Consider the following 25,524-nt stretch of genomic DNA (forward strand, 5'->3'; position numbering starts at 1 on the left):
CCGCTGCCCGTACTCCCCACCGGTCCGCGCCCCCGCCGCTGCCCGCACTCCCCGCCGCTCCATGTACCGAACCCGGGCGCCTCCTACCGAACCCGGGCGCCTCCTACCGAGCCCGGACGCCGGTGAGCGTCCCCCACACCACGAGCCGGTACCGCGAGCTGAATTCAGGGGTGCAGGTGGTGAGCGTCACATAAGAACCGGCCTCGGTGTATCCGGCGCCCGCCTTCACCTCGCTGCGCGGGACGGGCGCGATGACACCGCTGTCGCGAGGGCTGGTCCGCGCGAGCGTCCGATCGACGGTGTACGTGTACACGGCCTCGCGGGTCTCGATGCCGATCACGTCGCCGCGGCGCAGTCGGTCGATGTACCGGAACGGCTCGCCGTGCGTGTTGCGGTGCCCGGCGAGCGCGAAGTTGCCCGCCTCACCGGGCTGCGCGGTCCGCGGATAGTGGCCGACGTACCCCTTGTCGAGGACGCCGCGCTTGCCGATGCCCCGGGCGACGGGGGCCACGAGCCCGATCCGGGGTATCCGGATGACGGCGTACGCCCGGTCCCATCGGGCCTCGGCGGGCGCCGTGCGCCCTGGAGACGTACGGCCGCCGGACGCCGCGCCGCCCGGCCCGCCACCACTCCCCGCACCAGAACCCCCCGCTCCTCCCGCCCGCTCCCCACGCTCCCCCGCCCCCCGCCCCTCCGGCTCCTGCCACGTCTTCCGCAGGGCCCGTACCTCCTGCTCGGCGTCGGCGCGAGCCTGCCGGTTGGTCCACCACAGCTGATGAACAACGAGCAACAACAGGACGACGCCGAGGGTCACCACCACCTCGGCCGCCGTCCAGAGTCCGCGCGCGAGGACCCTGCGTCCCCGGGCGCCGTGCTGCACCACCACCGGTATCCGCTCCCGCACGGCCCGCACGATAGGGCCCTGCCCCGTAACTCTCCAGGGTCGGAACAACTCTCCGTCCACGCGGCGCACAGCAGTACCGTGTGGTTCATGCGCCCCGACACGCCTGCCGACCACACCACCGAAGCCGAACGCCTGCTGCGCACCGCGGAGCGCTACCCCGCGGACCGTGAGCCGCTTCTCCTCCGGGCCGCGGCCCATCTGGAACTCGCCGGCGACCGGGCCCGCGCCACCACCCTCTACGAGGACCTGCTCGGCTCCCCCGGCCTCGACCATCCGCACCTGGTCAAGGCGCTGAACGCGGCCAACCTGTGGGAGTACGGCCACGAGGCCGAGGCCCGCGCGATCCTGGACGGTGTCCGTACCGCGCGACCGCTCGACCCTGCGCCCTGGGAGATCGCGGCGGAGACCTTCGAATCCCACGACGAGCTGGACGCCGCCCACGACTGCTTCACGACCGCGCTGACCCTCCTGCTGACACCGGGCGAGGAGGTCCCGTACGCCACGCAGTCGCTGCTGATCGGCCGCCACCGCGTCCGCAGGCTGATGGGTGCCGACCACGACGCGTGGGACGAGCTGGCGGACACCGTCCACACCGCCTCCGTACCGCTGGACGAGCTGCACGACCCGAAGCGGCTGTGGGCGCTGGGCTCCTCCGACCCCGGCGAGCTCCGTGCCGAGATCACCCGCCTCCGCGCCGAACTGGGCACCTACCGCACCGCGCTGTCCCGCCCGTTCCCGGTGGCCATGCTGCACTGGTCGGCCCACGAACTCGACGAGCTCCTCGCCGCGTACCCGGACCTGCGTTCCGAGTACCCCTCCCACGCCGACCACCTGGCCCGCCTGGAGGCCGCCCTCCGCGATCTCCACCAGGCCGGCACCCCGAACCTGGGCATCGTCACCGGCACGGTCCCCTCGTACGAGGCGTTCGCCGCGTCGGAGGCAGCCTCTCCGGCCGACCCGGACCTCCTCCCCCAGTACGCCACCACCCTCGCCGCCCGCGGCCGCGCCGTCCCCTGGCCCCCGGCCCGCAACGCCCCCTGCTGGTGCGGCTCGGACCGCCCCTACCGCGAGTGCCACGGCACGGACTGAACGCACACCCCGAACGTTGGCCCCGGGGCGGCCCGGCCTCGGCCGCAGCCGCCCCGCCCCGCCCCGCCCCGCCCCGCCCCGCCCAGGGACTCTCGCGCGCCAACGGGACGCATCGCCTGCGACTGTCACGTACCCGCGAGGGTTGGGCTCCTCACATCGCACGCGCTTCCGGACCTTCCACTCCGTACGCTTCCGCCATGCCCGAACTCCAGCGCCTCCGCCCCGATCACGCCCCGGCCCTCCTCGCCTTCGAGCGGGAGAACCGCGCCTACTTCGCCGCCTCGGTACCGGACCGCGGCGACGACTACTTCACGCACTTCGAAGCCCGCCACGCCGCCCTGCTCGCCGAACAGGCCGCCGGAACCTGCCATTTCCACGTCCTGGTGTCCACCGACCCCAACGCCCACGGTGAGATCCTGGGCCGCTTCAACCTGGTCGACGCGGCCGACGGCTCCGCCGAACTCGGCTACCGCGTAGCTGAGAAGGCCACCGGCCGCGGCCTCGCCACGACCACCATCCGCCACCTGTGCACCCTGGCCGCCGAGCAGTACGGCCTCACCACCCTCCGCGCCGCCACCACCCTCGACAACCCGGCCTCCCGCGCCGTCCTCACCCGCACCGGCTTCACCCCGGCCGGCGAGGAACTCCTGCTGGACGGGCGGCCGGGGCTGGGGTACATGTGGCACTTGAATCGGGGTTCCGAAGTCAGGACTCAGCGGTGAAGGCCCCAGCGAAGGCATGTGAACACCCACAGTCCGTCAGTCCCCCTTGATACAACTGCATGTGTAAGAGGTGAGATGAGGGGACTCGGTCATGCCCAACGACTTTGCACGCAACACTGCTCCGGTTGCCGGGCTTTACGAGACGCTGATCACCCATCGCCTCGAAGAACGTATGAAGCAGCTCGACTCGACGATCTGGCGGGCCATCGATGGGGTGGTCGGCGCTGAATCTGTGCCTCATGTGCTGTCACGACACATCGGAAACGTCGTGCGACAGGCCCTTCAGGGGCTCTCACCTGCGGAGCAAGTGGTCGCCACCAACCACATCCTGGATTCGCTCAACACTATCGAAGGTGCGACCGAGTGGGTTGACCTCGTCACCGAGGGCCCCCGACAGTTGCTTGCAGTGGCAGAACAAGAGGCTCCTGGCGTCTACGCGATCCGACCAGCCACACCTCTCTCTGAGACGGCACTGATCACCAACTCGCCCGACGACCCAAGCCTGGGATTTGAGTTGCGTGCCGAGTTGGCCACGGCAGACAGCGTTGACCTCCTCTGCGCCTTTGTGAAGTGGCACGGACTACGAGTCCTAGAACAATCGCTCTCCTCCGCACGCGACCGGGGCGTACCCATCCGCGTGCTGACAACGACCTACATAGGAGCCACGGAGCGTCGGGCGCTGGATCGTCTGATTCGCGAGTTCGGTGCCGAAGTGAAGGTTAACTACGAACTTCGCTCGACACGGCTGCATGCCAAGGCATGGCTCTTCCGTCGCGAAAGCGGCTTCGACACGGCGTATGTAGGTAGCTCCAACCTGTCAAAGGCGGCGCTTCTCGACGGGCTCGAGTGGAACGTTCGGCTGTCGTCGGTTGCCACACCATCCGTTCTGCGCAAGTTCGAAGCGACCTTCGACGCCTACTGGAGTGAGCGCTCCTTCGAGCCGTACGACCCCGACAACGACGCGCAGAGACTCGACGATGCACTGTCTCAGGCAGGCGGATCCAACCGGAACGGTCCCACCACCATCACACTCTCTGGTCTCGAAGTTCGCCCCTATCCGCATCAGCGCGACATGTTGGAACGCCTCGAAGTGGAACGCACTGTCCACGGCCGGAACCACAACCTCCTCGTTGCGGCGACCGGAACAGGCAAGACGGTGATGGCAGCGCTGGACTTCAAGCGCCTGCGCCCGACGTTTGACCGCGAACCCCGACTGCTCTTCGTCGCCCATCGCAAAGAGATCCTGGAGCAGTCTCTGCGCGTCTACCAGAACGTGCTGATTGACGCGAACTTCGGCGAGCTCTTCGTCGGCGGTGAGATTCCCGACAACTGGACGCATGTGTTCGCCAGTGTCCAGTCGCTCAACTCACACGCGCTGGATCGCTTTTCCCCGGACTATTTCGACGTGATCGTGATCGACGAATTTCATCACGGCACGTCTCCCACGTATCGCAGGATCCTTGACCACTTCGAGCCCAAGGAACTTCTGGGACTCACCGCCACTCCGGAACGCATGGATGGGCTCAACATCCAGGATGAGTTCTTTGATGGCCGGATCGCAGCAGAAATGCGCCTCTGGGAGGCTCTGGAAAACGACTTGCTCAGCCCCTTCCATTACTTCGGTGTCACCGACAACACCGACATGAGCGCCATCGGTTGGAAGCGAGGGACGTACGACACCGCAGATCTGAGTAACCTCTTCACCGGAAATGACGCACGAGCCAGGCTTGTCGTGCAGGCCGTAAGGGACAAGGTTGCCGACCCGGGCTCGATGCGTGCCTTGGGCTTCTGCGTGTCAGTTACGCATGCAGCCTTCATGGCCGACTTTTTCCGACGAGCGGGCCTCAATGCGATCGCTCTGTCCGGCGAAACCTCACGCCATGAGCGCAAGCACGCCCTGGATCAGCTCAAGGCAGGCACGCTCCAGATCATCTTCTCTGTGGACCTGTTCAACGAGGGGCTCGACATCCCAGACGTCGACACCTTGCTCCTCCTGCGCCCCACGTCCAGCGCCACCGTGTTCCTCCAGCAGCTAGGACGGGGCCTTCGCCGAACCGAGGACAAGGCCGTTCTCACTGTCCTAGACTTCATCGGTCAACACCGCAAGGAGTTCCGTTTCGAGGAGCAATTCCGCGCGCTGACCAACCTCACTCGCAATCGCCTACTCGCCAACATCGAGCAGGATTTCCCCCAGCTGCCGTCAGGCTGCCAGATCGTCCTTGAGTCGAAGGCCAAGGAACTGATCATTAACAATATTCGGAGCCAGATCAGCGTCAATGTCACCCAGCTCGCTCGCGAGGTCGCCGCATACGCTGAACCTCGCCTTGCTGACTACCTGAAGGAGAGCGGTCGAGAGCTCAAGGAGCTCTATCGGGGCAACGGAAACTCCTGGACGGGTCTACTTCGCCGAGCCAAGCTTCTTCCTGAGGCAGGGCCTGAAGGGGAAACACTGCTGCTGAAGCGCGTATCGGCGTTTCTCCACATCGATGACCCGACCCGAGTCACTGCGTACAGCAGGCTCCTCTCCGACGATGCCCCCGCATATGAAGAACTCAGCGAGCAAGAGCAGGCCTATGCCCGCATGTTCTTCTTCTCATTGTGGCCGTTGGGCGGCGGCTTCAGCAGCTACCAGGAGGGCTTCGATACCCTTCGACCTCAGCACGCCTTCCGCGACGAGCTTCGCCAGGTCCTCGCCCACGTCTTGAAGCAGGCCGACCATGTCCCCGTGCCGCTGCTCGGCGAGCAGGCATGCCTCCCTCTGGCAGTTCACGCCTCGTACAGCCGAGAAGAGATCCTTCCCGCCCTGGGACAGTCCTCCATCCGCGGCTTCATGCCGGGACACTTCCGCGAAGGCGTGAAGTGGTGCGAGAGCATACAGACGGATGCACTACTCATCACCCTGGAAAAGGACGAGAAGGACTTTTCTCCAGAGACTCGCTACAAGGACTACGCACGGAACGAGTCCCTATTCCACTGGGAATCTCAGAACCAGACGTCAGAAACATCGCCCACCGGCATCCGCTACCAGACTCACAAAGAGAAGGGCAGCCACGTCCTCCTCTTCGTCCGCCGCTACAAGAAGACGGACATGGGCGGGCCCCAGCCTTGGATGCTCCTGGGGCCCGCCGAATACGTGGAACACAAGGGCAGCAAGCCCATGGGCATTACGTGGAAGCTCCATCACGAGATGCCAGCAGACGTGTGGACCTACTCCGCGATCGCCGCGGGTTAGCATCCTCAATCGCTTATGCGCCAGAAGCGACGGTGAGCCCGGAGGAAACGCTCTCCAATGCGATGCTGCTCCACGGTTTTCAGAGGAACTGGCCGCGAGGCCGGACCACTGGCATAGCGATCTACCACCTGGAGATTATCGGTCAGGTAAAGGGCGCCACGGTCAAGTCTGACATGGCAATTTGGGCATAGGCACAGAACATTCGCTTCGATGTCGGGGCCCCCGCCTGAACCCCCGAGCGCTTGTATGTGCGCCCCCTCGGCGTAGCTTTTACCATCAGCCCCGACCGTGAGCGCCAGGCCGCAGACCTGACACGCGTGCCTGTGCCACTCCTTGACCCGGCGCACAACAGCCGTGTCCCGGACAATACGCTCGACCGTGACCGCTTTGCGGCGCGTAGCTCGCTCAGACTCACTAGCATCAGATTCGACCACGTCACGATGCCCTTGCCGAGCAATAAGGTCTCGAACCTGCTGCTCTAGAGACGTGTTTTCCTGCCTCTCAATAGGGAGGCGAAGCAACCTAAATCGACAGATTCGAAAACCTGCCCTGCCGGCTTCCGTCCACTCTCCAACGATCTGATAGAGGCCGTCATATCGGTACCCACTGACAGGCGAATAGTCCCGTTCACCTTCACTGCCCCGGATAACCCGTATGGGGTTGCCCGATATCCGACTCCTCCGAAGGGCGGAATTCCCCCGGTTCTCCCATACCTGGTCCTCTACCTGCCGACCAGTGTTACGATCTCGCCCCCCAGCGCCCGTATAGATGACTTCATCCCATTTGTCGAGATCATCATCGTAGCCCTGATTAAGCACGATTGCATCAGCAGCTCGTTCCCCCTCAGCGTCAAGCCCCCAGGAGATTCCCGCCTCACGTTCCTTGTGAAGCTTGGCCTCCTTAACAGCTTGCCTGGATTCAAAGTGGGCACCCGGAAGACACCCGCCCACATGCCCGAAGAAAGCTCTGTACGCAACCATGTGAGCATGCTTGCGAAAATTCGATCACGCGTACCCACTCACACCAGCACACAGCACCAAGTGGCCTGATCCATCCCACACTTGGCCTAAAATCGACCACCGGTTACCGAACCGACCAGCGGGCCTGCGCACGACCCGGTGCGAGGCTGTCTCGGGCACTTCGACGTTCAGGTGCCACGCCTCAGGCGGGCACCACACCCACCTTTTCCTATGAAGCGCTTCCCCACTTTCCAGCAGAGCGCATTTACCACAACCCAAGGTGACGGATGGCATTGCGTTCCGGCCCAGCGGCCTCCGAGCCAGAACGCAATGCCAGCTCCCTCGTTAGCTCGCCTCAAAATGCACCTGAGCGCGATCCAAAGCGTCGTCCGGGTCGTATCCATGCGCGCGAAGCCAGTGAAGAAGGTCGACGATGAGGTCGATCGCCATCTCTTTGCCCGCAGCCAGGCTCAGCCTCTCCCGAGGCGAGCCCACCGACGAGGCGGCCATGCCAAAGAGACTCAACAGAGCTTCCGCCTTCGCCACTTGAGGTCCATCGACGTGGCCTGTCGATGTTCGAAGGCCGGTCGCCAGCTCGCACCATGTGACCTTGGAGTCACCCCTCAGAATGACGCCCCAACAATCCGCGAAACCGTCCACAAGGGCCATGCCTCGCCCTGTCTCACCCTCCGGCGCCGCCGTGATGAGCGTAGGGAGTCTTCGCGGATCGGGATCACGCACCTCGATACGAAGGCGGCCTCCGTTCATGGATACAGCGAGATTCGACGGCGTCCCGGGCCCTACATGCCTGATCACGTTTGCGACCATTTCCGTGACACAGATCTGCGCCGCGTAGACGACACCCGGCAGACCCCAGAGCTCCAGATGCAATCGCATCACACGTCGCAGACCGGCAAGCTCGTCCGCCTCAGCCAGGAACGCTAGATCCCAAGACTTCCTGTCCACGCCAAAGCGACACCCATCCAAGCAGATCACTCCTCCATCACCAGATGGTCACCGTGTGCACCCATCTCGCCTCTTAGCGTGACAGTGAAACTCTCAAAATGGAACTCTCATCTGGGGCCGCTGGGAGCACACGCCCTGACACGCGCCCCCAAAGTGCGCTGCCTTGCTCAATGCGCCCCGCGCGATGCAGGCTCTTGGGGATCAACGTGGAGGACCACAGCCATGGCAGTCGGACCAACTACCCGTAGACGCCAACTCGGCGCGGATCTACTTCGTCTCCGTGAGCGCAAGGGGCTCACACTGGAAGAGGCCGGAGCTCGGGTCGGCATCTCCAAGGCAACCTTGAGCCGCTACGAGAAGAAGGAAGGCACGGTCAAGTGGCCAGCAGTCGATGCCCTCTGCCGGGAATACGGCGCCTCGGATCAGGAACGCGCGTCACTCGTCGAGTTGGCCAAAGGTGCACGAATCCAAGGGTGGTGGCGGTCCCTCGCAGACCCGATCCCCGAGTCGATGAATCTGATGCTGACGCTTGAAGACGAAGTTGTCACCGAAGACCACTACGCCTGCATGTACGTGCCTGGTCTGCTCCAAACGCGCGCGTACGCCGAGGCAGTGCATCGGGCCTCGGAGATGCGGTGTACGGACCAGGAGATCCGCCACATGGTGGACATCCGCATGAAACGGCAGGAGCTTCTCGCTCGGGCCGAGCCTCCGCACATCTGGGCAGTCATTGACGAGGCAGTCATCCGCCGCATCGTGGGTGGCCATGCCGTCATGCGTGAGCAGTTGCAGCATCTCTGCACGGTAGCCAAGCAGCCTCACGTCACCGTTCAGGTACTGCCGTTCAAAGCAGGTGCCCACGCCGCAGCGGTGGGAAGTTTCGTCGTCCTCGGCGGACCCTCGCCAGAACTGGACGTCGTGTACGTGGACATCATCGGCGGTGGGCTCTTCATGGAGAAGCCTCAGGAACTCGCGCGCTATAGGTTGGCATTCGAGTACCTGCGTGCACAGGCATTGGACATCGACCTGTCTGCCGCGCTCCTGAGTCAAGTTTGCGGAGAGCTGTGATGGATGAAGAACGCCCACACTGGTTCAAGTCGTCGTACAGCGGCGGAAGCGGAACCGAGTGCGTTGAGGTAGCCGATCTCGAATCTGCCATCGGTATACGCGATTCGAAGTGCCCGGAAGGGTCCCGAGTCACGGTCCAGAGACGCACCTGGACCGAGTTTGTCCGGGGCCTGCAACAGCCCATGCAGAGAGGGGCACGCTGAGCACTCGTAGCCAGACCCGGCGGACTCACTCGCGTAGTTGAGCGCGTGAGCGCGTGCGCCTGTTCCGCCTTGACAGACACCAGCGGTGTGGCGGGCGCAGAGAACGATGCCGCGCAGGCGGAAAACCCAAAGCCCGTGGTCAGACAGGGAGCTGACCACGGGCAGAGGGTGAGAGGCAGGCTCAGCGGCCACGTGGCGCGGGGCCACGGGGGTGCATCAGTGCTGCTGGGCCTTGCGGCGGCGGATCACCAGGAAACCGCCGGCTGCGACGAGGACGGCGGCCGCTGCGGACAGCAGACCGACCGGGGCGCCGCTGCCGGTCTCGGCGAGGTCGCCTTCGGCCCCGGCGGACGGGGAGGACGAGGGCTTCGCGCCGGAGCCCTCAGGGGCGGACGTGGCGGGCGACGCGGTCGGCTGCGTCGAGCCGGGCAGGGCGGGCGTGGACGGAGTGGCCGGCTTGGACGGGCTCGCCGAGTTGGACGGGCCCTCGGGGCTCGGCTCGCCGGGGGTCGCAGACGGGGAGGGCGGGGTGACGGACCCGCCGCCCCCGGGGTTGCCCTCGCCCTCGCAGTCGACCCAGAAGACCTTGTGCTTGGCCTTGCCGTGCTCGCCGTCGAAGTTCCAGAACAGCTTGTAGTGGCCGTCGGGCAGGGACTGGTCCGGCGAACGGCCGTGACCCTTGGCGTCGAGCGCCAGGGACCCGGACTTCACGATCTCACCCTTGACCTTGGCGGTGGGGGGCCAGGCTTCGATGCGCCAGCCGATGTCCTGGCCCGCGTCGAACCCGAAGGCGTCGAGGTAGAAGGTGCACACGTGAGGCTCGTTCTTGCGGAGCTCCTCACCCGTCGCGGCATCGTGGATCTTCACGGTGCCGTTGTCGCCGGGGGCGGTGGCGTACGCCGTAGGGGCAAGCAGCAGGGCTGCCGTGACGGCGGCCGTAAGCGTGCATGCGGAAGCAACTGTGCGCATGAGAAATCCAACGGTTGGAAGAGATGGCTACCGTGGGGGGGACTGTTCACCTTCCTTCGGCAGCACACACCCGTCAAAGACCTTCTGACCACATCTGTCACACAGGGCGAAGCTCACCCCATAAGTTCCCCATAACGATTCAGGACAGCCCCTGGCTGATTTCAGCGGTTTGACTCGCCCCTCACATATCGGGAAAGTTAGATGCGTACCGTCTGCCGTACGGAGAGGTGAACGCGATGGACCCCCTGGTCGTGCACAAGGCGCTCGCCAACCCCGCGCGTCTGCGGTTCATGGAGTGGTTGAAGGAGCCGGAGAAGTACTTCGACGAAGCGTCGTACCGGCAGCAGGGGCTCGGCTTCCACATCGGGGTGTGCGTCGGTGACATCCAGAAGCGCGCCGGTCTGGCGCAGTCGGTGGTGTCCGGCTATCTGCAGACGCTCAAGGACGCGGGGCTGCTCACCTCGGAACGTATCGGCAAGTGGACGTACTACCGGCGCAACGAGGCCGTGATCGCGGAGTTCGCCGAGCATGTACGGGACGCCCTGTAGGACACCCGAGCTTCCTCCGTTCCCGATCGTTCCCGATTCGTTCCTGACCGGGGTCCAGATATATCTACTTTTCTAGATGTGACGAAAGATTGCGATGAACAGGATCTCCCCCACCGTGCTGGTGCTCGCCCTGGGCGTGTTCGGGATCATCACCACCGAGATAGGCATGGTGGGCGTGCTCCCCCAGGTCTCGGCCGAGTTCGGCGTCGGGCCGTCTGCGGCGGGATGGCTGGTGGGGGTGTTCGCCCTGGTCATCGCGGTGTCCGGGCCGTTCACGACACTGCTGGCCTCCGGTGTCGACCGCAAGAAGGTGCTCGCCGCGGCCATCGCGGTGTTCGCCGTGTCGAACGCCGTCTACGCGATCACCTCGCAGTACGAGGTGATGCTGACCTTCCGTATCGTTCCCGCCCTCTTCCATCCGGTGTTCTTCGCCGTCGCGCTGGCGACCGCCGCGCGGATGGTGCCCGCCGAGGACGCGACCCGGGCCACGACGACCGTGTTCGGCGGGGTGACCGTCGGATTCGCGTTCGGCGTGCCACTGACCTCGTATCTGGCCGAACATGTCTCGTTGGCTTCGGCGTTCTGGTTCGGTGCGCTCGTCAACCTGATCGCCTTCCTCGGCATCCTGCGGTTCGTTCCCGCCATGCCCGTCGGCCGACGGATCTCGTACGGCGCCCAGTTGGGCATCCTCAAGCGGTCGCGTACGTGGCTGACGATCGTGTCGGTCGTTCTCGTCTTCGCCTCGATGTTCTCGGTCTACGGCTACTTCGCCGAGTACCTGGGGCAGGTCACGCACATGGACGGCACATGGGTCAGCGCCATGCTGATGGCGTTCGGCATCGTGATGATCGTCGGGAACTTCGCCTTCGGCGCCTTGTTGCGGCGCAGCCTCACAGGCACGGCGGTCGCCTATCCGGTGTTGTGCCTGGTCGTCTATGCACTTCTGTACGCGATCGGTCCGTTGTTCGTGCCGATGGTGGTGGCCGTGCTCGTCTGGGGCGCGGTGCATTCGGGCGGGCTCGTGGTGAGCCAGAGCTGGCTGGGACGCGACGCCGCCGACGCCCCGGAGTTCGGCAACAGCCTCTTCATCTCGTTCTCGAACCTCGGGATCACCGTCGGAACAGCCGTCGGCGGATGGGTCATGAGCGACTACGGCACTCGTCGACTCACGTGGGCCGGGATCGCGTTCGCGGTCGCCGCCGTAGTGGTCATGGGGCTGCGGCTGGCCGTGGACCGGATCGGTGCGCGTCGTACGCCCACGCTGTCCGCCCCCGCCGGGCCGGTGCTCGAAGACATGCGCGCGGCCTCCCGGGAGATCTCCTGAGGGCTGTTCCGTGATCCGTGGTGGATCGGGCCGCGCGGCGTCGGATGTGGTGCCTCGCAAGGCGGAACGGCGCCCGCATACCGCATGCATGCGGACGCTCCGACAACGCGGCGAGGTGTCGCAACTGCCGTCGCGCGCCCGCCAGGGATCACGGGAAGACAGCCCTTAGGGTGGGCGGCCAGGAGCCGACCGAGAGGGGATGTTTCGTGGGAACGACAACGGGTGACGACGACGTACGCGACGGGGAGCGGGAGGACCTTCTGGCGATCGTGGCGGATCAACGCGGCAACTTCCTCCACACGGTCACGGGCATCACCGAGGAACAGGCCGCTCTGGCCACCACTGTCAGCGAGTTGACGCTCGGCGGCCTGGTCAAACACCTCGGCGACATGCAGCGAACCTGGCTCGCGGTGATCGCCGGTACGGCGCCGGCGGAGGTCGACCGGAACGAACTGGACCCCGACCGCAACCGCATGACCGATGACGAGACCCTGGCCGGGCTGCTCGACGCCTTCCACGCGGCGGCCGCGGAGTTCGATCGCACCGTGCGGCGGGAGCCCGATCTCGACCGGGTCCTGACGCTTCCGCTGTATCCGTGGGCGCCGAAGCCGATCAGGTGGACCGTTCGACAGGTGCTACTGCACGTCTTCCGCGAGATCGCGCACCACTGCGGGCACGCGGACATCATCCGGGAGGCGTTGGACGGTGCCAGCACCACGGCGTACATGGTCGAGACCGCCGCGCAACGGTGGTGACGCGGACGGCGACGGCGGCTGACCGCGGGTACGACCGACCGCGTTGCGCGCAAGCGGTACGCGCAAGCCGTATGCGCAAGCGGTACGCGGTGGGCAGTGGGCGCCGGGGCGAGGAAGGACCGCCGGGTACGGGCCCGGGGTGAGGCGTTGCGCCTCGTCCCGGGCCCGTACCCGTACCGCGTCGCGCTGTGGCGCGTACGCCGGGACTCCCGTACGCCGCTGTCGCGGGGCGGCGTCATGCGGCCGAACGAGTGGCTCCTTGCCGGCTCCCGGGCGCACGGCAGGGGATTTCAGGAGACTGTCCGTCAATGCGGAGGTGGGCTTCCGACAGTTCGTACCGAACGTCGATTTCCGGCCACAACACAACGCCCCTTACGCTGCACCACATAAGTCACCAACGGTCGGCCGGGAGAGAAGGGCGACAACATGACCCCCGAGACCAGCACGCTTGGCACCATCGGTGCCACAACTTCCTTGCTGGAGGCGGAACTTCCCCGCCTGGAACAGCACCAGCAGAACCTGCAGAACGAACTCGCCGCCGTCACCGGGCGACTGGAGTCGGTGCGTACGGCGCTGACGGCGCTGCGCGCGCTGTCCGCCACCGCCCTTCCGTCTTCGGGCCCGACACTGCGGACGGTCGAGACCAAGGCCGCCTCGGAGCAGGAGAGCGCCGAGGCCACGGACAGCACCGGGGTCGGTGCGATCGGCGCGGCCGGCGAGGCCCCGGCGAGTGCTGTCGCTCCGCTGATTCCGCAGCAGGCCCAGGAGTCGGTCGACGCCGTCGAGGCCGTTGCCCCCGCGCAGGAGCCGCAGGACTCGCAGGCCGCGCAGCAATCGCGGAACTCGCAGGAGCAGGCGGAGGTTTCCGAGGAGTGGGTGGAAGCCGCGCCGGAGCAGGAGGCGACGCCCGCCGCCGCTCCTGCTCGCCGCACCGCCCGTAAGGCGTCCGTGCCCAAGGGCCGTAAGCAGGCGGCGGCCAAGCCGAAGAGCGAGCGCGCGAAGACGGCCAAGAAGGCCGCAACTTCCAAGGCCACGGGTTCCAAGGCCGCCAAGTCGGCCGGCGCGACCAAGCCGGTCAGGGCGAGCAAGTCGACGGTTTCCACGAAGAGTTCCGTCTCCGCCAAGGGCTCCGCCTCCGCCAAGGCGGCGGCCAAGGAAACCAAGGACGCCAAGGACTCCAAGCCGACGAGGGCCACGGCGTCGAAGAAGGCCGCGGCGTCCGCGTCGGTCGCCGACGACAGCGGCAGCCTGACCGAAATGGTCATCAACGTGCTGTCCACGTTCGGCGACACCCCCGTCCGCGCCCGTGAGGTGACGAAGGCCCTGGGGCGTGAACTCACCCCCAACGGCATCAACACCGTGCGCAGCACCCTCGACCGGCTCGTCGCCACCTCCCGCGCCCACCGCGCCGGCCGGGGCCTCTACCAGGCTCCCGCCAACTGATCTGCCGACTGATCCGCCAACTGATCTGCCGACTGGTCCGGCAGGTCCGTCTCCCGCACGCGTCCGGAAATCCGAGAGTCCGGGAGAACCCTGCGCCCGCTCGCCCTCGTCACGCCCGATCTCCGGGCCCGTGACGAGGGCGAGCGCGTACGTGACGTTGGTGTGGTACGCGGTCGGACTGTGTCTCCCGGCGGCGCCTCACCAGCGTCACCGCCATGTGGCGGCCCAGCGCGCCGAGCGGCGAGGCACCGGCGCTGGCCCGGGCCGGGGGCCTGGGCCGGTGCGGCCCTGGGGTGACGTCTGTACACCCCCTCGGCGACAGGGACTCCCCGTACCGCGTTAGCCTCGAAGCCCCGGGCCGACGGCCCGGACGACACGGATGAGAAGGCGAAGGTGACTGCGATGGCGAAGGTTCCGGCAGCGGCGGTGGCGGCAAGCGGGCTGATCGGCGGGTACGCGGTCGCACGGTGGACCAAGAAGCGGCCGCTCGGCGGGGTCGCGCTCGCCGCCGCGGGTGGCGTCGCCGCGTACGAGTGGAACCGGCAGGCCGGGCCGCGTGCGGCCGCCGGGCTGACCGCCGCCTACGTCGCCGCGTTCGCCGGTTCGCACCCGCTGGCCAAGAAGATCGGTGCCTGGCCGTCCGTCTTCGCCGTGGCGGGCGGCATGGCCGCGGCGTCGTGGGCGGTCACTCGCTGCCGCTGCTCCGGCTGAACCGTCCGGAAGCGACGCGCGCCCGGCGGGCCCGGGCAAAGCAGTACGGGACGGCCTCGGGGCTCGACCACGGCCCAGGCTCGACCACGGGCCCGGGCGGTCCCAACGGTCCCCGAGCGGCAGCAAGGGCACTCAAGGGGTCCCAAAGGCGCCCACGCGGCACGGCCCGGGTCGGCCAAGCGGGTACGACCTGGGCCGCCCCGGGCCTGTCGCTCGTCGAGTCGTTCATCATTGTTCGGCGAAGTTGATCTCTGTTCGTCGTCGTTCATACGTCGCGCGGCGACCTTCATACGTCGCTCGGCGACCTTCATACGTCGCTCGGCGACCTTCATACGTCGCTCGGCGACCTTCATACGTCGCGCGGCGACCTTCATACGTCGTTCGCCGACGTTCGTCGACGTTCGTCGATGTTGTCGTCGGCCGCCGCTGCGCCGCTGCCGGGCTACGCCCCCAGCGCCCGCGTCACCGTATGGATCAGCAGCCCCGCCAGCGCACCCACCACCGTGCCGTTGATGCGGATGAACTGCAGGTCACGGCCGATGTGCGCCTCAATCTTCTTCGACGTCTGTTCCGCGTCCCAGCTCGCGACCGTGTCGCTGATCAGTGAGGTGATCTCAGCGCGGTAGGTCGTCACCACGTAGACCGCCGCGTCCTCCAGCCAGCCCTCCAGCTTGGCCTGCATCCGCCCGTCCGTCGCCAGCCGCGCGCCGAACGTCAGCAGCGAGGCCCGCGCCCGCAGCCGCAGTTCGCTCTGCTCGTCGTCCGCCGCGGTGATGATCATCGCGCGGACCGAAGCCCAGGCCGACGCGATGACCTCCTGCACCTCGGCGCGCCCCAGGATCTCCGACTTCAGCCGCTCCACCCGCGCCCGGATGTCCGAGTCCGTCTGGAGGTCGGCCGCGAAGTCGGTGAGGAAGGTGTCGATCGAGGCGCGCGCCGGATGCCCCGGCATGTCCCGCATCTCCGTGACGAAGCGCAGCAGCTCCTTGTAGACCCGCTCCCCCACCCGTTTGTCGACGAACCTCGGCGTCCAGCCCGGCGCCCCGCCCTGCACCGCCTCCATCACCGAGTCGCCGTGCAGCACCAGCCAGTCATGGGCCCGTACACAGATCAGGTCCACCATCCGGCGATGACCGCCGTCGGCGACGACCTTCTCCAGCATCTTGCCGAGCCCGGGCGCGATCTCCGCCGCGTTGGCCCGCCGGGTGATCGCCTCGCCCACCACGGCCTGCACATCGGCGTCCCGCAGCACCGTCAGCGCCCCGCGCAGTGCGGTCGCCAGCTCGGCGGTGACCCGGTCGGCATGGACGGGCTCGGCCAGCCAGGAGCCGAGCCGGCTACCGATGCCGAGGGCGTTGATACGGCTGCGGACCACGTCGCCGGAAAGGAAGTTCTCGCCGACGAAGGACCCCAGGGACTGCCCGAGCTGGTCCTTCTTGGTGGGAATGATCGCGGTGTGCGGAATCGGCAGGCCGAGCGGGCGCTTGAACAGCGCCGTCACGGCGAACCAGTCGGCCAGGGCGCCCACCATCCCCGCCTCGGCGGCTGCGGCGACGAAGCCCGGCCAGCCGCTCACCCCCGCGTGTTCCGCCCAGGTGGCGAGCACGTACACCAGCGCGACCAGCAGCAAAAGCCCCGTGGCCGTGGCCTTCATCCGGCGCACGCCTCGCCGCTTCTCCTCGTCGGCCGCGGTGTACGCGAACGAGGCGAGCGGGGCCGGACGGCCGCCCGGCCCGGGACGGGCCGCGCCCGCCGCCCGCTCCGCCGCACGCCCGGCACCCCGTTCCCCGGGGCCACCGGTCCCGCTCGTCCCGCCCGTATCGCCGGTTCCATCGGTTCCGTCGGTCCTGTCGGCCCGTTCCATCGCTCCACCTGTCCGCATACGCATCACCCCCCGGTGTCCCTACGCATTGTGCCTGTCTGTCCTACTCCCACGCCGCACGCCGAGTTCCCGACTGCCTGCCTCATCATGGGACCAGCCCGCCACGTACGAGGAGAAACACCGTCCATGCCCAGGCGCCGGGGACGTGCCCCGCTCATCGCCCTCATGGCGGCCACCGCCGCGCTCGCCGCCGGGGCGGCGTCCGCCGGTCCCCTGCTGTTTTCCGGCTCCGAGCGGCTCTCCGGCCCCCTGCCGCGTTCCGGCTCGGACACCGGCACGCACCCGCCGCTGACCGCCGCGCCCCTCGCCCCCGCCCCCGCCCCCGCAGCGCCCGTTCCCCCGGCCGCACCCTCCGCGCCCTCCGCACCAGCCCTCTCGGCCGTACCGGCCGCACCTTCCCGTTCTCACGGCCCCTGGTTCGGCACCTGGTCGGCGGCGCCCACGGCCGGGGTGACCGACACCTCCCCCGACGGCACCCCGGCCCGGCGCACCATTCACAACGTCGTGCACACCAGCATCGGCGGGGACACGGCGCGCATCACCCTGTCCAACCTCTTCGGTACGCGTCCGCTGGTCGTGGACCACGCCGCGGTCGATGCCCGCCCCGTGACGTTCCGCGGCACGACCGGCGTGACCATCGCCGCGGGCGGACAGGTCGTGAGCGATCCGGTCGCCGTCCCGGTCGCCGCCGACGCCGACCTCGTCGTCACCTTGCGCACCCGCACCGCCAAAGGCCCCGCGACGGCGCACCCGCGCAGCCACCAGACGTCGTACGTGGAGGACGCGACGGGCATCCGGCGCACCACCGACTGGCGTTACCTCACCGCCGTCGACGTACGCGGCACGACCGCCACCGGAACGATCGCGGTCATCGGCGACTCCCTCACCGCCGGCACGGGCTCCACACTCGACACGAACAGCCGCTGGCCGGACGTCCTCGCCGACCGGCTGCGGGGACGGTACGGGGTGGTCAACGCGGGCATCGCGGGCAACCGCGTACTGCGCGACGGCACCGGCATACGGGCCGGCGCCCGCTTCGACCGCGACGCACTGGACATCGCCGGGGTGCGGACGGTCGTCGTCGCCCTCGGCATCAACGACGTGCAGAAGCACCCGCAGGAGACCGACCCGCGCCGCATCGCGGACGCGCTGCGGTCGCTGACGCTACGCGCCCACGCACGCGGACTGCGGGTCGTCGGGGCCACGCTGATGCCGTACGAGGGGTACCGCACATGGTCTCCCGCGCGGGACGCCGTACGGGAACGTGTCAACGAGCTGATCCGGGCGGGTGGGGTCTTCGACTCGGTCATCGACTTCGATGCGGTGACCCGCGACCCGCACCGCCCGGCCCGTCTGCTGCCCGCCTACGACTCCGGCGACCACCTCCACCTGAACGACGCGGGCTACCGGCGACTGGGCTCATCGGTGGACCTGGCGGCCCTGACAGACCTGACAGACCTGACAGATCCGACGGGCCTGACAGATCTGACGGGCCTGGCAGATCCCAAGGGAGGGGCAGATCCGACGGGAGGCGTCAGATCCGAAGGGGGCAGATCCGACGGGAGGCGCAGATCCGAAGGGAGGGGTGCTAGGTGCCGTGACCGGCAAGGTTTGCCCGGAAGGAGCGGCATCCGGTGCGTGCGATCGCAAGGCGGCCGAATGCCCTCGTAGCGGGCTACGTGGGCTTTCGGCCAACGCCGCGAGCGTGCGTGCCGGGCGGTGCGACGGGGCAAACGTTGCCTGATGCGGCACTAGAAGCCGTCCCGTCCCTCGTCCTTCTCCAGCCGTCCTCGCTCACGCCCCAGCTCCCGTGACCGCGCCCGCTCCGCCTCCTTGAGCCGCTGCCTCTCCGCCTTGCTCCGCTTGCGTTCCACACCGACGCCGCCCATCAGCGCGAACCCGGTGATCCGCACGCGGGGCGAGTCCGGCGACGGGACGCCTTCGTCCTTCGAGGTCTCCCCGAAGCCGCCCATGATGCCGATGCCTCTGACCTCGACGTTCAGCTCCGGCGGGACCGTGACATGGATACCTCCCATGATGGTGAAACAGCGGATCACCACTTCACGGTCCTCGAAGTTGGCCTCGCGCAGATCGATGTCACCGCCGCCCCACATCGCGAAGCCGGTGAACTTCCGGCCCACCGTCCAGTTCCCCCGGCGGCCGAACCCGCCCCAGAGCGCGAACCCGCCACTCGATGTGGCCGGTTTACCGATCCGGTCCGCCCAGCGCAGCTCCGAACCCGTCGCCACGGGGTCCTGACCCGCCGGGTGCGCATGGGCGCCGGACGCCGGAAGATCACGGACGAGCGGTTCCAACTCCCCATGCGTACGCGCCTTGTAAGCCGCGTCGAGCCGCTGCTCGAACTCCTCCATGTCCAGCCGACCCTCGGCCACCGCCTCGCGCAGGGTTTCGGCGATGCGCTCGCGTTCGGCATCGGAGGCACGCATGTCAGGAAGCTCACTCGTCATACCGCGCAGCCTATTGAACCCACACGATTCCGTCATTGATCCGCATGCGCCCGCACGCCGTCGGCCGACGCGTACATCTTCGCGATCACCGCCTCGATGTCGGGCTCCCGCACCGAGAGGTCGACCAGCGGATGGTCGGCGGCGATCCGGGCGACCAGCGGCGCGGCCGACTCCGAGGCCGGGAAGGACAGCCACTGACGCGGCCCCTCCACCTTCACCGTACGGACGAAGGGCGCGGACTCCAGCCGGATGGGCGGGAGTTCACGCTCCAGATCGACCACCAGCATCCGCTCGCTCCGCCCCATCTCATGCAGCCCGGCCAGCGCGCCGTCATACATCAGCCGACCGTGGTCGATCACCATCACGCGCTTGCAGAGCTGCTCGATGTCGGTCAGATCGTGCGTGGTGAGCAGCACCGTCGTTCCGCGTTCCGCGTTCAGGTCCCGCAGAAAGCCACGGACCTTGGCTTTGGAGACGACATCGAGGCCGATCGTCGGCTCGTCCAGGTACAGCACCTCGGGATCGTGCAGCAGAGCCGCCGCGATGTCGCCACGCATCCGCTGCCCCAATGACAACTGCCGTACGGGAACGTCCAACAGCTCGCCCAAATCGAGGAGTTCGACGCATCGGTCCAGGTTCTCGCGATAGCGCGCGTCGGGAATGCGGTACATCCGGTGCATCAGCCGGTACGAGTCACGCAGCGGCAGGTCCCACCACAGCGTGGTGCGCTGACCGAACACCACACCGATCCGGTGCGCCAGCCTCGTACGCTCGCGGGACGGGTCGATGCCCGCCACCCGCAGCCGGCCGCCGCTCGGGGTGAGGATTCCCGTCAGCATCTTGATCGTGGTCGACTTGCCGGCACCGTTCGGGCCGATGTACCCGACCATCTCGCCGCGCGGAACACGGAAACTGATCGAATCGACCGCCCGCACCTGACGGCGCTCACGCCGCAGGAAACCGGTCCTGCGACGCACGTCGAAGACCTTCTCGACGTTGTCGAGCACGATGAAGTCGGCCTCTCCCCCGCGCTCGGCACCAACCTCTCCACCGGCATCGCTGCTTTCCCTCGAACGGATGCCGGTCCCCGTCCCCGTCCCCGTCTCCGTCTCCGCTTCCGCCTCTGCGTCCATCTCCGATCCCCCTGCTTCCTGTCCGGTCCCTTGTCCGGTCACTGTTCTGTCCGGCCCCTTGTCCGGTCACTGCGCTGTCCGGCCCCTTGTCCGGTCACTGCGCTGTCCGGTCACGGTCCCGTCCGGTCCACAGGTCCTGTCCGGTCACAGTCCTGTGCCTGTCCTGGCCCTTGCGGCTGTGCCTGCGCCTGTACCTGCGTCCGCGTCCGCCCTGTACCGCTCCTGCCTCACATGTCTCGCCCCTCGCCCCTCGTCCTCGCCCTCGTGCGTCGGCCCGCCCCTCGCCCTTCGTTCCGCCCCGCCCTGCGTCTCGGTCAACTGCCCGTGCTGCGGTACGCGCGCAGGCCCTTGCACCAGGCCAGGCCCGCGCCCACCCAGCACAGCGCCGCCACCGCCGGAGGCAGGAACGCCACCCACTCCGGCAGCCCCAGCGGGTACTCCCTGCCCAGCACGTACAGCGCGGGAAGCCAGTTCACGAAAGCCAGCGGCACCACGAACGTCACCCCGCGCACCAGGTCCTTCGCGAAGATCGACGGCGGGTACTGGAGCAGTGTGTTCCCGCCGTACGTGAAGGAGTTCTGCACCTCGGAGGCGTCCTGCGCGACGAACTGGAACGCCGCCCCGGCCACTAACACCGCCGAGAAGATCGCCGCCCCGCTCAGCAGCATCAACGGGATCATCGCCGCCTTCAGCGGCGTCCACCCGATGTCCAGCACCACCAGCGCGTACCCGAGCACCAGCGCACCCTGTGTGATGCGCCCCAGCCTGCGCAGCGCGAACCGGTCCGCCGCGACCTGGGCCAGCACCGGCACCGGCCGCACCAGCAGTGTGTCCAGCGTGCCGTCACGCACCCGCCGCCCCAGCCGGCCCATCGAGCCCATCACGAGGTCGGCGAGACCGAACGCGGTGCCCGCGGCCCCGTACAGCAGGGCGATCTCCGGCAGCGAGTAACCGCCCAGCGCGTCGACGTGCGAGAACATCAGCATGATCGCGACGAAGTCGAAGGCCGTCACGGCGAAGTTCCCGAACGCCGTCATCGCGAACGAGGCCCGGTACGCCATGGTCGAGCGCAGCCACATCATCGCGATCAGCCCGTACGCCCGCACCCCCTCGACAAACCGCGACCGCTCGACGAACACCACCGCTGTCCGGTCCGCCTCGGCCCTTCCCACCGTCTCAGCCACCCTGGACCACCACCCTCCGCGTCGCCACCGACTGCACCAAACGCCCCACCAGCAGCAGCGCCAGCGCCCAGCCGCCCTGGAACGCGTACGCCTCCACCAGCCCCCACCCCGTGTGCTTGCCGAGGAGCACATCGGCCGGCACCTGGAGCAGCGACGACCACGGCAGCACCCGCGCCACCTCGCCCAGCGCCCCGGGGAACAGCGTCAGCGGCAGCAGCATCCCGGAGAAGAACAACCCGGCCAGGGACGTCATCTGCGATACCCCTGCCCCGTCCAGCAGCCAGAACGCGGAGAGCGCCACCAGATAGCGGATCGCGAAACTGACGACGACACCGAGCGCCACCGAGACGAGAAAGGCCACCCAGACCCCCGGCGCGGTCGGCAGGGCGAGTTCGAAGGCGAGCGAACCCAGCAGCATCGGCGCCACGCCGCGGCCCAGCAGGTGGAATGCCGCACGACCCAAGTCACTCGCCATCCACCACAGTTGGAGATCCGCGGGCCGGTAGAGGTCGACCGCCACGTCACCGGTCCGGATACGCTCGATCAGCTCGTCCTCGAAGCCGCCGCCCATCATGGCGCAGGTCATCAGCAATGCCTGCCCCAGCCACACGTAGGTGAGTGCCTGGGGCAGGTCGTAGCCGCCGAGCTGCGGACGCTCGTCCCACAGGGCCACAAAGGTGTAGGCCATGATGAAACCGAAGACGGTGTTGGTGAACACTCCCGCCGCCGTGGCGGTCCGATAAGTGGCGTAGCGCCGGAACCCGCCCGCCGCGACCACCGCGTACAACCGCACAGCATCGCTCCCGTCACCCGGGTGCCGAGCCACCGTCAGGCACCAAAGCGCATGACATTAGCCCCATGCGGGCGGTCACCGCGAGCGCTTTTCGGCGGTCGATCCGATGCGTATTGCCCAGAAAAGTGCACTATGGGGGAAGTGACCGCGGCCGAGGAGTCTGCATCGACATGAGCGACGAGCCACAGCAGCCGAGCGGGAGACACGAACCCGGCAACCGGCCCTCCGGGGCCCCGTCCGCCCGCACCGAGAGCAGCACCAGCATCTCGAGCACCACCGGCATCACCGAGACTGCTGAATCCGCGCACACCACTGACACCGCTGGCACCGCTGTCACTGCTGGCAGGAACGACACCACCGGCAACGCCGGCCCCGGACTGCACGACCCCGAACAGCACAACAGCGGACAGCACAACAGCGGAGAGCACAACGGCGGCACCGACGAGCCGAACGAGGACGGACGCCCCGAGCCGACTGGCCGACGCCGGCTCGTCGGCGCCCTGCGCACCGCCCTCGGCGCCCTGCTGCTCGCGGCCCTGCTCCTGATCGGCGGCCTCATCGCCGGGTACCAACTCGTCGACATCCCGGCCGCCAATGCCAACGCCACCGCGCAGTCCAACGTCTACCTCTACCGGGACGGCAGCGTCATCGCCCGCTCCGGCAAGGTCAACCGGGAGAACGTCAAGCTCTCCCAGGTCCCGGTCACCGTCCAGCGCGCCGTCCTCGCCGCGGAGGACCGCGACTTCTACTCCGAACGGGCCATCGACTTCAAGGCCATGACCCGCGCGGCCTGGAACACCCTCACCGGCAAGGGCACCCAGGGCGGATCGACCATCACCCAGCAGTACGTCAAGAACTACTACCTGGGCCAGGAACGGACCGTCCTCCGTAAGGCCAAGGAGCTCTTCATCGCGGTCAAACTCAACCGCGAACAGTCCAAGAGCGAAATCCTGGAGGGCTACCTCAACACCAGCTACTTCGGCCGCAACGCCTACGGCATCCAGGCCGCCGCCCTGGCCTACTACGGCAAGGACATCGGGCAGATCACCACCGCCCAGGGCGCCTACCTCGCCTCCCTGCTCAACGCCCCCAGCGCGTACGACGTCGTCGTCCACCCCGAGAACAGGGCCGCGGTCCTCGCACGCTGGAACTACGTCCTCGACGGCATGGCCAAGGAGAAGTGGATCAGCCCCGCCGAACGGGCCGCCATGAAGTTCCCCGCACCCGGCAAGGTCAAGCCGCCCACCGGGCTCTCCGGACAGCGCGGCTACATCGTCCAGGCCATCGACGACTACCTCACCGCCCACGGCGTCATCGACGAGAACACCCTGGCCTCCGGCGGCTACCGGATCACCACCACCCTGGAGAAGAAGAAGCAGAACGCCCTCGTCAAGGCCGTCGACGACAACGTCACCTCCCAGACCAGCACCCAGCGCGACATCGACCGCTACGTCCGCGTCGGCGGTGCGTCCATCGACCCCGCCACCGGCCGGGTCGTCGCCATGTACGGCGGCGTCGACTACACCAAGCAGTACGTGAACAACGCGACCCGCCGCGACTACCAGGTCGGCTCCACCTTCAAACCGTTCGTCTTCGCCTCCGCCGTCGCCAACGACTCCACCACCCGGGGCGGCCACCGCATCACCCCCGCCACCATCTACGACGGCACCACCGAACGCATGGTCCAGGGCCCCAACGGCCCCACCGGCTACGCCCCCGCCAACGAGGACGACCGCAGCTACGGCCGCATCACCGTGAGCTCCGCCACCGACCGGTCCGTCAACGCCGTCTACGCCCAGATGGCCCAGGACGTCGGCCCCGCAAAGGTCGGCCGGACCGCTGTCGCCCTCGGCATCCCCAAGAACACGCCCGACCTCACCGCCTCACCGTCCATCGCCCTCGGCGTCGCCACCGCCAGCGTCCTCGACATGACCGAGGCGTACGCCACCCTCGCCAACCACGGCGTGCACCATGCGCACCTCCTCGTCGACAAGGTCAGCAAGGACGGCGAGGACCTGACCCTGCCCGGCAGGAGCACCGGGCAGGCCGTGCCCCGCGAAGCCGCCGACACCACCACCTGGATGCTCCGGAGCGTCGTCGAGGACGGCACCGGCACCGCCGCCCAGTCCGCCGGCCGCCCAGCAGCGGGCAAGACCGGCACCGCCGAGGAGGACCGGGCCGCCTGGTTCGCCGGCTACACCCCCGACCTCGCCACTGTCATCGCGGTCATGGGCCAGGATCCCAAGACCGGTACGCAGAAGTCGCTTTACGGGGCACTCGGACTCTCCCGCATGAGCGGCGGCGGCCCGCCCGCCCAGATCTGGGGCCAGTACACCGGCGCGGCACTGCTCAACAGCACGGCCAAGAATTTCGACCTCCACCTCGAAAGCGGCTTCGACGAAGAAGACCTCGAGTACGCCGAGTGGGAGACCGATTCGTACGAGAACGAGAGGTACGGCACCAGAAGGCCGTACGACGACGAGAGGTACGGCACCAGAAGGCCGTACGACAACCTCTACGGCCCACCGGCGCACCGCGGCCCCACCCCGCCCGCCACACCGCAGAAGCCCGGAAGCAGCACACCACCCGCCAACGGCGGAACGGAGAAGGGCTCCGCAGCCGGCACCGGGGCCGGGCACGGGACCGGAAACGGGAGCGGCGCCGACAACGGTCCTGGCGGCAAGGGCGACGACGGCGGAAACCACGCCCCCCGCCCGGGCACCGGGGCCACGCCCGCGCCCCCGGCCCCGCACACCCCCCGGGCCACGCCCGCGCCAACGAACCCGCCACCACCCCATGGCACCACCGCAGCGCGTCAGTGACCGGAAGTCGCCTTCAGCCCCACGACGGCCACCAGCAGCAGACAGACGAAGAAGATCCGGGCGGCGGTCACCGGCTCGTCCAGCACCACCATGCCGAGCACCGCCGCCCCGGCCGCCCCGATGCCGACCCACACCCCGTACGCCGTACCGATCGGCAGCGTCTTCGCCGCATGGGACAGCAACACCATGCTCGCCACGATTCCGAATCCGGTGAACACACTCGGCCACAGCTTCGTGAAGCCCTCGGTGTACTTCATTCCGATCGACCAGGCCACTTCCAGAAGACCGGCGAGTATCAGCAAAACCCACGCCACGACGACACCTCCGACGGGACAGAACACGTGAACAA

At 67.9% G+C, this 25,524-nt stretch carries 22 protein-coding genes; 12 read left to right on the plus strand and 10 right to left on the minus strand.

The annotated features are described in order from the left end of the window. Positions 1–103: 103 nt before the first annotated feature. On the minus strand, positions 104–913 hold the full coding sequence (locus tag ACGF2V_RS19460) for a class E sortase (protein ID WP_392912757.1): 810 nt from the start codon (positions 911–913) through the stop codon (positions 104–106). Between the two features lie 78 nt (positions 914–991). On the opposite strand from ACGF2V_RS19460, the gene ACGF2V_RS19465 reads away from it, so the two are divergent. The 3 genes from ACGF2V_RS19465 to ACGF2V_RS19475 all read left to right on the plus strand — a co-directional run bounded on the left by ACGF2V_RS19465 (position 992) and on the right by ACGF2V_RS19475 (position 5,947). Next, positions 992–1,993: an SEC-C domain-containing protein gene (locus ACGF2V_RS19465; RefSeq protein WP_362625808.1), complete on the plus strand. Its 1,002-nt coding sequence runs from the start codon at positions 992–994 to the stop codon at positions 1,991–1,993. Positions 1,994–2,190: 197 nt separating this feature from the next. After that, positions 2,191–2,715: a GNAT family N-acetyltransferase gene (locus ACGF2V_RS19470; protein ID WP_362707407.1), complete on the plus strand. Its 525-nt coding sequence runs from the start codon at positions 2,191–2,193 to the stop codon at positions 2,713–2,715. Positions 2,716–2,806: 91 nt separating this feature from the next. Then, the gene (locus ACGF2V_RS19475) at positions 2,807–5,947 is read left to right on the plus strand and encodes a DUF3427 domain-containing protein (protein ID WP_362707405.1); all 3,141 of its coding nucleotides are present in this window, start codon (positions 2,807–2,809) and stop codon (positions 5,945–5,947) included. Positions 5,948–5,952: 5 nt separating this feature from the next. Here the strand turns inward: ACGF2V_RS19475 and ACGF2V_RS19480 are convergent, their stop codons facing one another. Both ACGF2V_RS19480 and ACGF2V_RS19485 read right to left on the minus strand, forming a co-directional pair. Then, entirely contained in the window at positions 5,953–6,927 is a 975-nt protein-coding gene (locus ACGF2V_RS19480) for a YDG/SRA domain-containing protein (RefSeq protein ID WP_362707403.1), read from the minus strand. Between the two features lie 324 nt (positions 6,928–7,251). Beyond that, positions 7,252–7,872 (minus strand): ATP-binding protein, encoded by a 621-nt coding sequence (locus tag ACGF2V_RS19485; RefSeq protein WP_362707400.1) that lies wholly within the window; start codon positions 7,870–7,872, stop codon positions 7,252–7,254. A 222-nt stretch (positions 7,873–8,094) separates the two neighbouring features. On the opposite strand from ACGF2V_RS19485, the gene ACGF2V_RS19490 reads away from it, so the two are divergent. Then, complete coding sequence (locus ACGF2V_RS19490) at positions 8,095–8,940, plus strand: helix-turn-helix transcriptional regulator (protein ID WP_362707398.1); 846 nt, start codon at positions 8,095–8,097, stop codon at positions 8,938–8,940. Further along, a complete protein-coding gene (locus ACGF2V_RS19495) occupies positions 8,940–9,143 on the plus strand; it encodes a DUF397 domain-containing protein (RefSeq protein WP_362707396.1) in 204 nt (67 codons plus the stop codon). Before ACGF2V_RS19490 ends, ACGF2V_RS19495 begins: the two co-directional genes overlap by 1 nt. A 216-nt stretch (positions 9,144–9,359) precedes the next feature. Here the strand turns inward: ACGF2V_RS19495 and ACGF2V_RS19500 are convergent, their stop codons facing one another. After that, positions 9,360–10,112: an LPXTG cell wall anchor domain-containing protein gene (locus ACGF2V_RS19500; RefSeq protein ID WP_362625846.1), complete on the minus strand. Its 753-nt coding sequence runs from the start codon at positions 10,110–10,112 to the stop codon at positions 9,360–9,362. A 236-nt stretch (positions 10,113–10,348) separates the two neighbouring features. Here ACGF2V_RS19500 and ACGF2V_RS19505 point away from each other — a divergent pair, with 236 nt between their 5' ends. From ACGF2V_RS19505 to ACGF2V_RS19525, 5 genes are all read left to right on the plus strand, one after another. Then, a complete protein-coding gene (locus ACGF2V_RS19505; protein WP_362625849.1) occupies positions 10,349–10,660 on the plus strand; it encodes a metalloregulator ArsR/SmtB family transcription factor in 312 nt (103 codons plus the stop codon). Positions 10,661–10,754: 94 nt separating this feature from the next. Next, a complete protein-coding gene (locus tag ACGF2V_RS19510) occupies positions 10,755–11,984 on the plus strand; it encodes an MFS transporter (RefSeq protein WP_362707394.1) in 1,230 nt (409 codons plus the stop codon). Positions 11,985–12,190: 206 nt separating this feature from the next. Beyond that, entirely contained in the window at positions 12,191–12,739 is a 549-nt protein-coding gene (locus tag ACGF2V_RS19515; protein ID WP_362707392.1) for a DinB family protein, read from the plus strand. Between the two features lie 426 nt (positions 12,740–13,165). Beyond that, complete coding sequence (locus ACGF2V_RS19520) at positions 13,166–14,182, plus strand: hypothetical protein (RefSeq protein ID WP_362707389.1); 1,017 nt, start codon at positions 13,166–13,168, stop codon at positions 14,180–14,182. A 402-nt stretch (positions 14,183–14,584) separates the two neighbouring features. Continuing rightward, entirely contained in the window at positions 14,585–14,893 is a 309-nt protein-coding gene (locus ACGF2V_RS19525) for a hypothetical protein (protein WP_362625861.1), read from the plus strand. 442 nt (positions 14,894–15,335) lie between these two features. Here ACGF2V_RS19525 and ACGF2V_RS19530 read toward each other — a convergent pair whose 3' ends face one another. Further along, the gene (locus ACGF2V_RS19530; protein WP_392912790.1) at positions 15,336–16,757 is read right to left on the minus strand and encodes a DUF445 domain-containing protein; all 1,422 of its coding nucleotides are present in this window, start codon (positions 16,755–16,757) and stop codon (positions 15,336–15,338) included. Positions 16,758–16,901: 144 nt separating this feature from the next. On the opposite strand from ACGF2V_RS19530, the gene ACGF2V_RS19535 reads away from it, so the two are divergent. Continuing rightward, the gene (locus ACGF2V_RS19535; protein ID WP_362707384.1) at positions 16,902–18,446 is read left to right on the plus strand and encodes an SGNH/GDSL hydrolase family protein; all 1,545 of its coding nucleotides are present in this window, start codon (positions 16,902–16,904) and stop codon (positions 18,444–18,446) included. A gap of 80 nt (positions 18,447–18,526) precedes the next feature. Here ACGF2V_RS19535 and ACGF2V_RS19540 read toward each other — a convergent pair whose 3' ends face one another. From ACGF2V_RS19540 to ACGF2V_RS19555, 4 genes are all read right to left on the minus strand, one after another. Beyond that, the gene (locus ACGF2V_RS19540) at positions 18,527–19,222 is read right to left on the minus strand and encodes a DUF1707 domain-containing protein (protein ID WP_362707463.1); all 696 of its coding nucleotides are present in this window, start codon (positions 19,220–19,222) and stop codon (positions 18,527–18,529) included. Between the two features lie 53 nt (positions 19,223–19,275). Further along, positions 19,276–20,376 (minus strand): ATP-binding cassette domain-containing protein, encoded by a 1,101-nt coding sequence (locus tag ACGF2V_RS19545; RefSeq protein WP_362620687.1) that lies wholly within the window; start codon positions 20,374–20,376, stop codon positions 19,276–19,278. A 314-nt stretch (positions 20,377–20,690) separates the two neighbouring features. Continuing rightward, complete coding sequence (locus ACGF2V_RS19550; protein WP_362620689.1) at positions 20,691–21,560, minus strand: ABC transporter permease; 870 nt, start codon at positions 21,558–21,560, stop codon at positions 20,691–20,693. Continuing rightward, on the minus strand, positions 21,553–22,353 hold the full coding sequence (locus tag ACGF2V_RS19555) for an ABC-2 family transporter protein (RefSeq protein WP_362620691.1): 801 nt from the start codon (positions 22,351–22,353) through the stop codon (positions 21,553–21,555). The genes ACGF2V_RS19550 and ACGF2V_RS19555 overlap by 8 nt, the downstream gene beginning before the upstream one ends. Before the next feature lie 170 nt (positions 22,354–22,523). On the opposite strand from ACGF2V_RS19555, the gene ACGF2V_RS19560 reads away from it, so the two are divergent. Continuing rightward, positions 22,524–25,175, plus strand: a complete 2,652-nt coding sequence (locus ACGF2V_RS19560; RefSeq protein ID WP_362707382.1) for a transglycosylase domain-containing protein — start codon at positions 22,524–22,526, stop codon at positions 25,173–25,175. Here the strand turns inward: ACGF2V_RS19560 and ACGF2V_RS19565 are convergent. Then, a complete protein-coding gene (locus ACGF2V_RS19565; RefSeq protein WP_362620694.1) occupies positions 25,169–25,489 on the minus strand; it encodes a multidrug efflux SMR transporter in 321 nt (106 codons plus the stop codon). The genes ACGF2V_RS19560 and ACGF2V_RS19565 overlap by 7 nt on opposite strands. Between the last annotated feature and the right edge of the window lie 35 nt (positions 25,490–25,524).

It is taken from the genome of Streptomyces sp. NPDC047982, assembly GCF_043204165.1.
Classification (GTDB): domain Bacteria; phylum Actinomycetota; class Actinomycetes; order Streptomycetales; family Streptomycetaceae; genus Streptomyces.

Excerpts from the sequence above, each read along its gene's own strand:
- ACGF2V_RS19465 (WP_362625808.1), top strand. The coding sequence starts at position 992 with ATGCGCCCCGACACGCCTGCCGACCACACCACCGAAGCCGAACGCCTG.
- ACGF2V_RS19470 (WP_362707407.1), top strand. The coding sequence starts at position 2,191 with ATGCCCGAACTCCAGCGCCTCCGCCCCGATCACGCCCCGGCCCTCCTC.
- ACGF2V_RS19475 (WP_362707405.1), top strand. The coding sequence starts at position 2,807 with ATGCCCAACGACTTTGCACGCAACACTGCTCCGGTTGCCGGGCTTTAC.
- ACGF2V_RS19480 (WP_362707403.1), bottom strand. The coding sequence starts at position 6,927 with ATGGTTGCGTACAGAGCTTTCTTCGGGCATGTGGGCGGGTGTCTTCCG.
- ACGF2V_RS19490 (WP_362707398.1), top strand. The coding sequence starts at position 8,095 with ATGGCAGTCGGACCAACTACCCGTAGACGCCAACTCGGCGCGGATCTA.
- ACGF2V_RS19495 (WP_362707396.1), top strand. The coding sequence starts at position 8,940 with ATGGATGAAGAACGCCCACACTGGTTCAAGTCGTCGTACAGCGGCGGA.
- ACGF2V_RS19500 (WP_362625846.1), bottom strand. The coding sequence starts at position 10,112 with ATGCGCACAGTTGCTTCCGCATGCACGCTTACGGCCGCCGTCACGGCA.
- ACGF2V_RS19505 (WP_362625849.1), top strand. The coding sequence starts at position 10,349 with ATGGACCCCCTGGTCGTGCACAAGGCGCTCGCCAACCCCGCGCGTCTG.
- ACGF2V_RS19510 (WP_362707394.1), top strand. The coding sequence starts at position 10,755 with ATGAACAGGATCTCCCCCACCGTGCTGGTGCTCGCCCTGGGCGTGTTC.
- ACGF2V_RS19520 (WP_362707389.1), top strand. The coding sequence starts at position 13,166 with ATGACCCCCGAGACCAGCACGCTTGGCACCATCGGTGCCACAACTTCC.
- ACGF2V_RS19525 (WP_362625861.1), top strand. The coding sequence starts at position 14,585 with ATGGCGAAGGTTCCGGCAGCGGCGGTGGCGGCAAGCGGGCTGATCGGC.
- ACGF2V_RS19530 (WP_392912790.1), bottom strand. The coding sequence starts at position 16,757 with ATGGAACGGGCCGACAGGACCGACGGAACCGATGGAACCGGCGATACG.
- ACGF2V_RS19535 (WP_362707384.1), top strand. The coding sequence starts at position 16,902 with ATGCCCAGGCGCCGGGGACGTGCCCCGCTCATCGCCCTCATGGCGGCC.
- ACGF2V_RS19540 (WP_362707463.1), bottom strand. The coding sequence starts at position 19,222 with ATGCGTGCCTCCGATGCCGAACGCGAGCGCATCGCCGAAACCCTGCGC.
- ACGF2V_RS19545 (WP_362620687.1), bottom strand. The coding sequence starts at position 20,376 with ATGGACGCAGAGGCGGAAGCGGAGACGGAGACGGGGACGGGGACGGGG.
- ACGF2V_RS19560 (WP_362707382.1), top strand. The coding sequence starts at position 22,524 with ATGAGCGACGAGCCACAGCAGCCGAGCGGGAGACACGAACCCGGCAAC.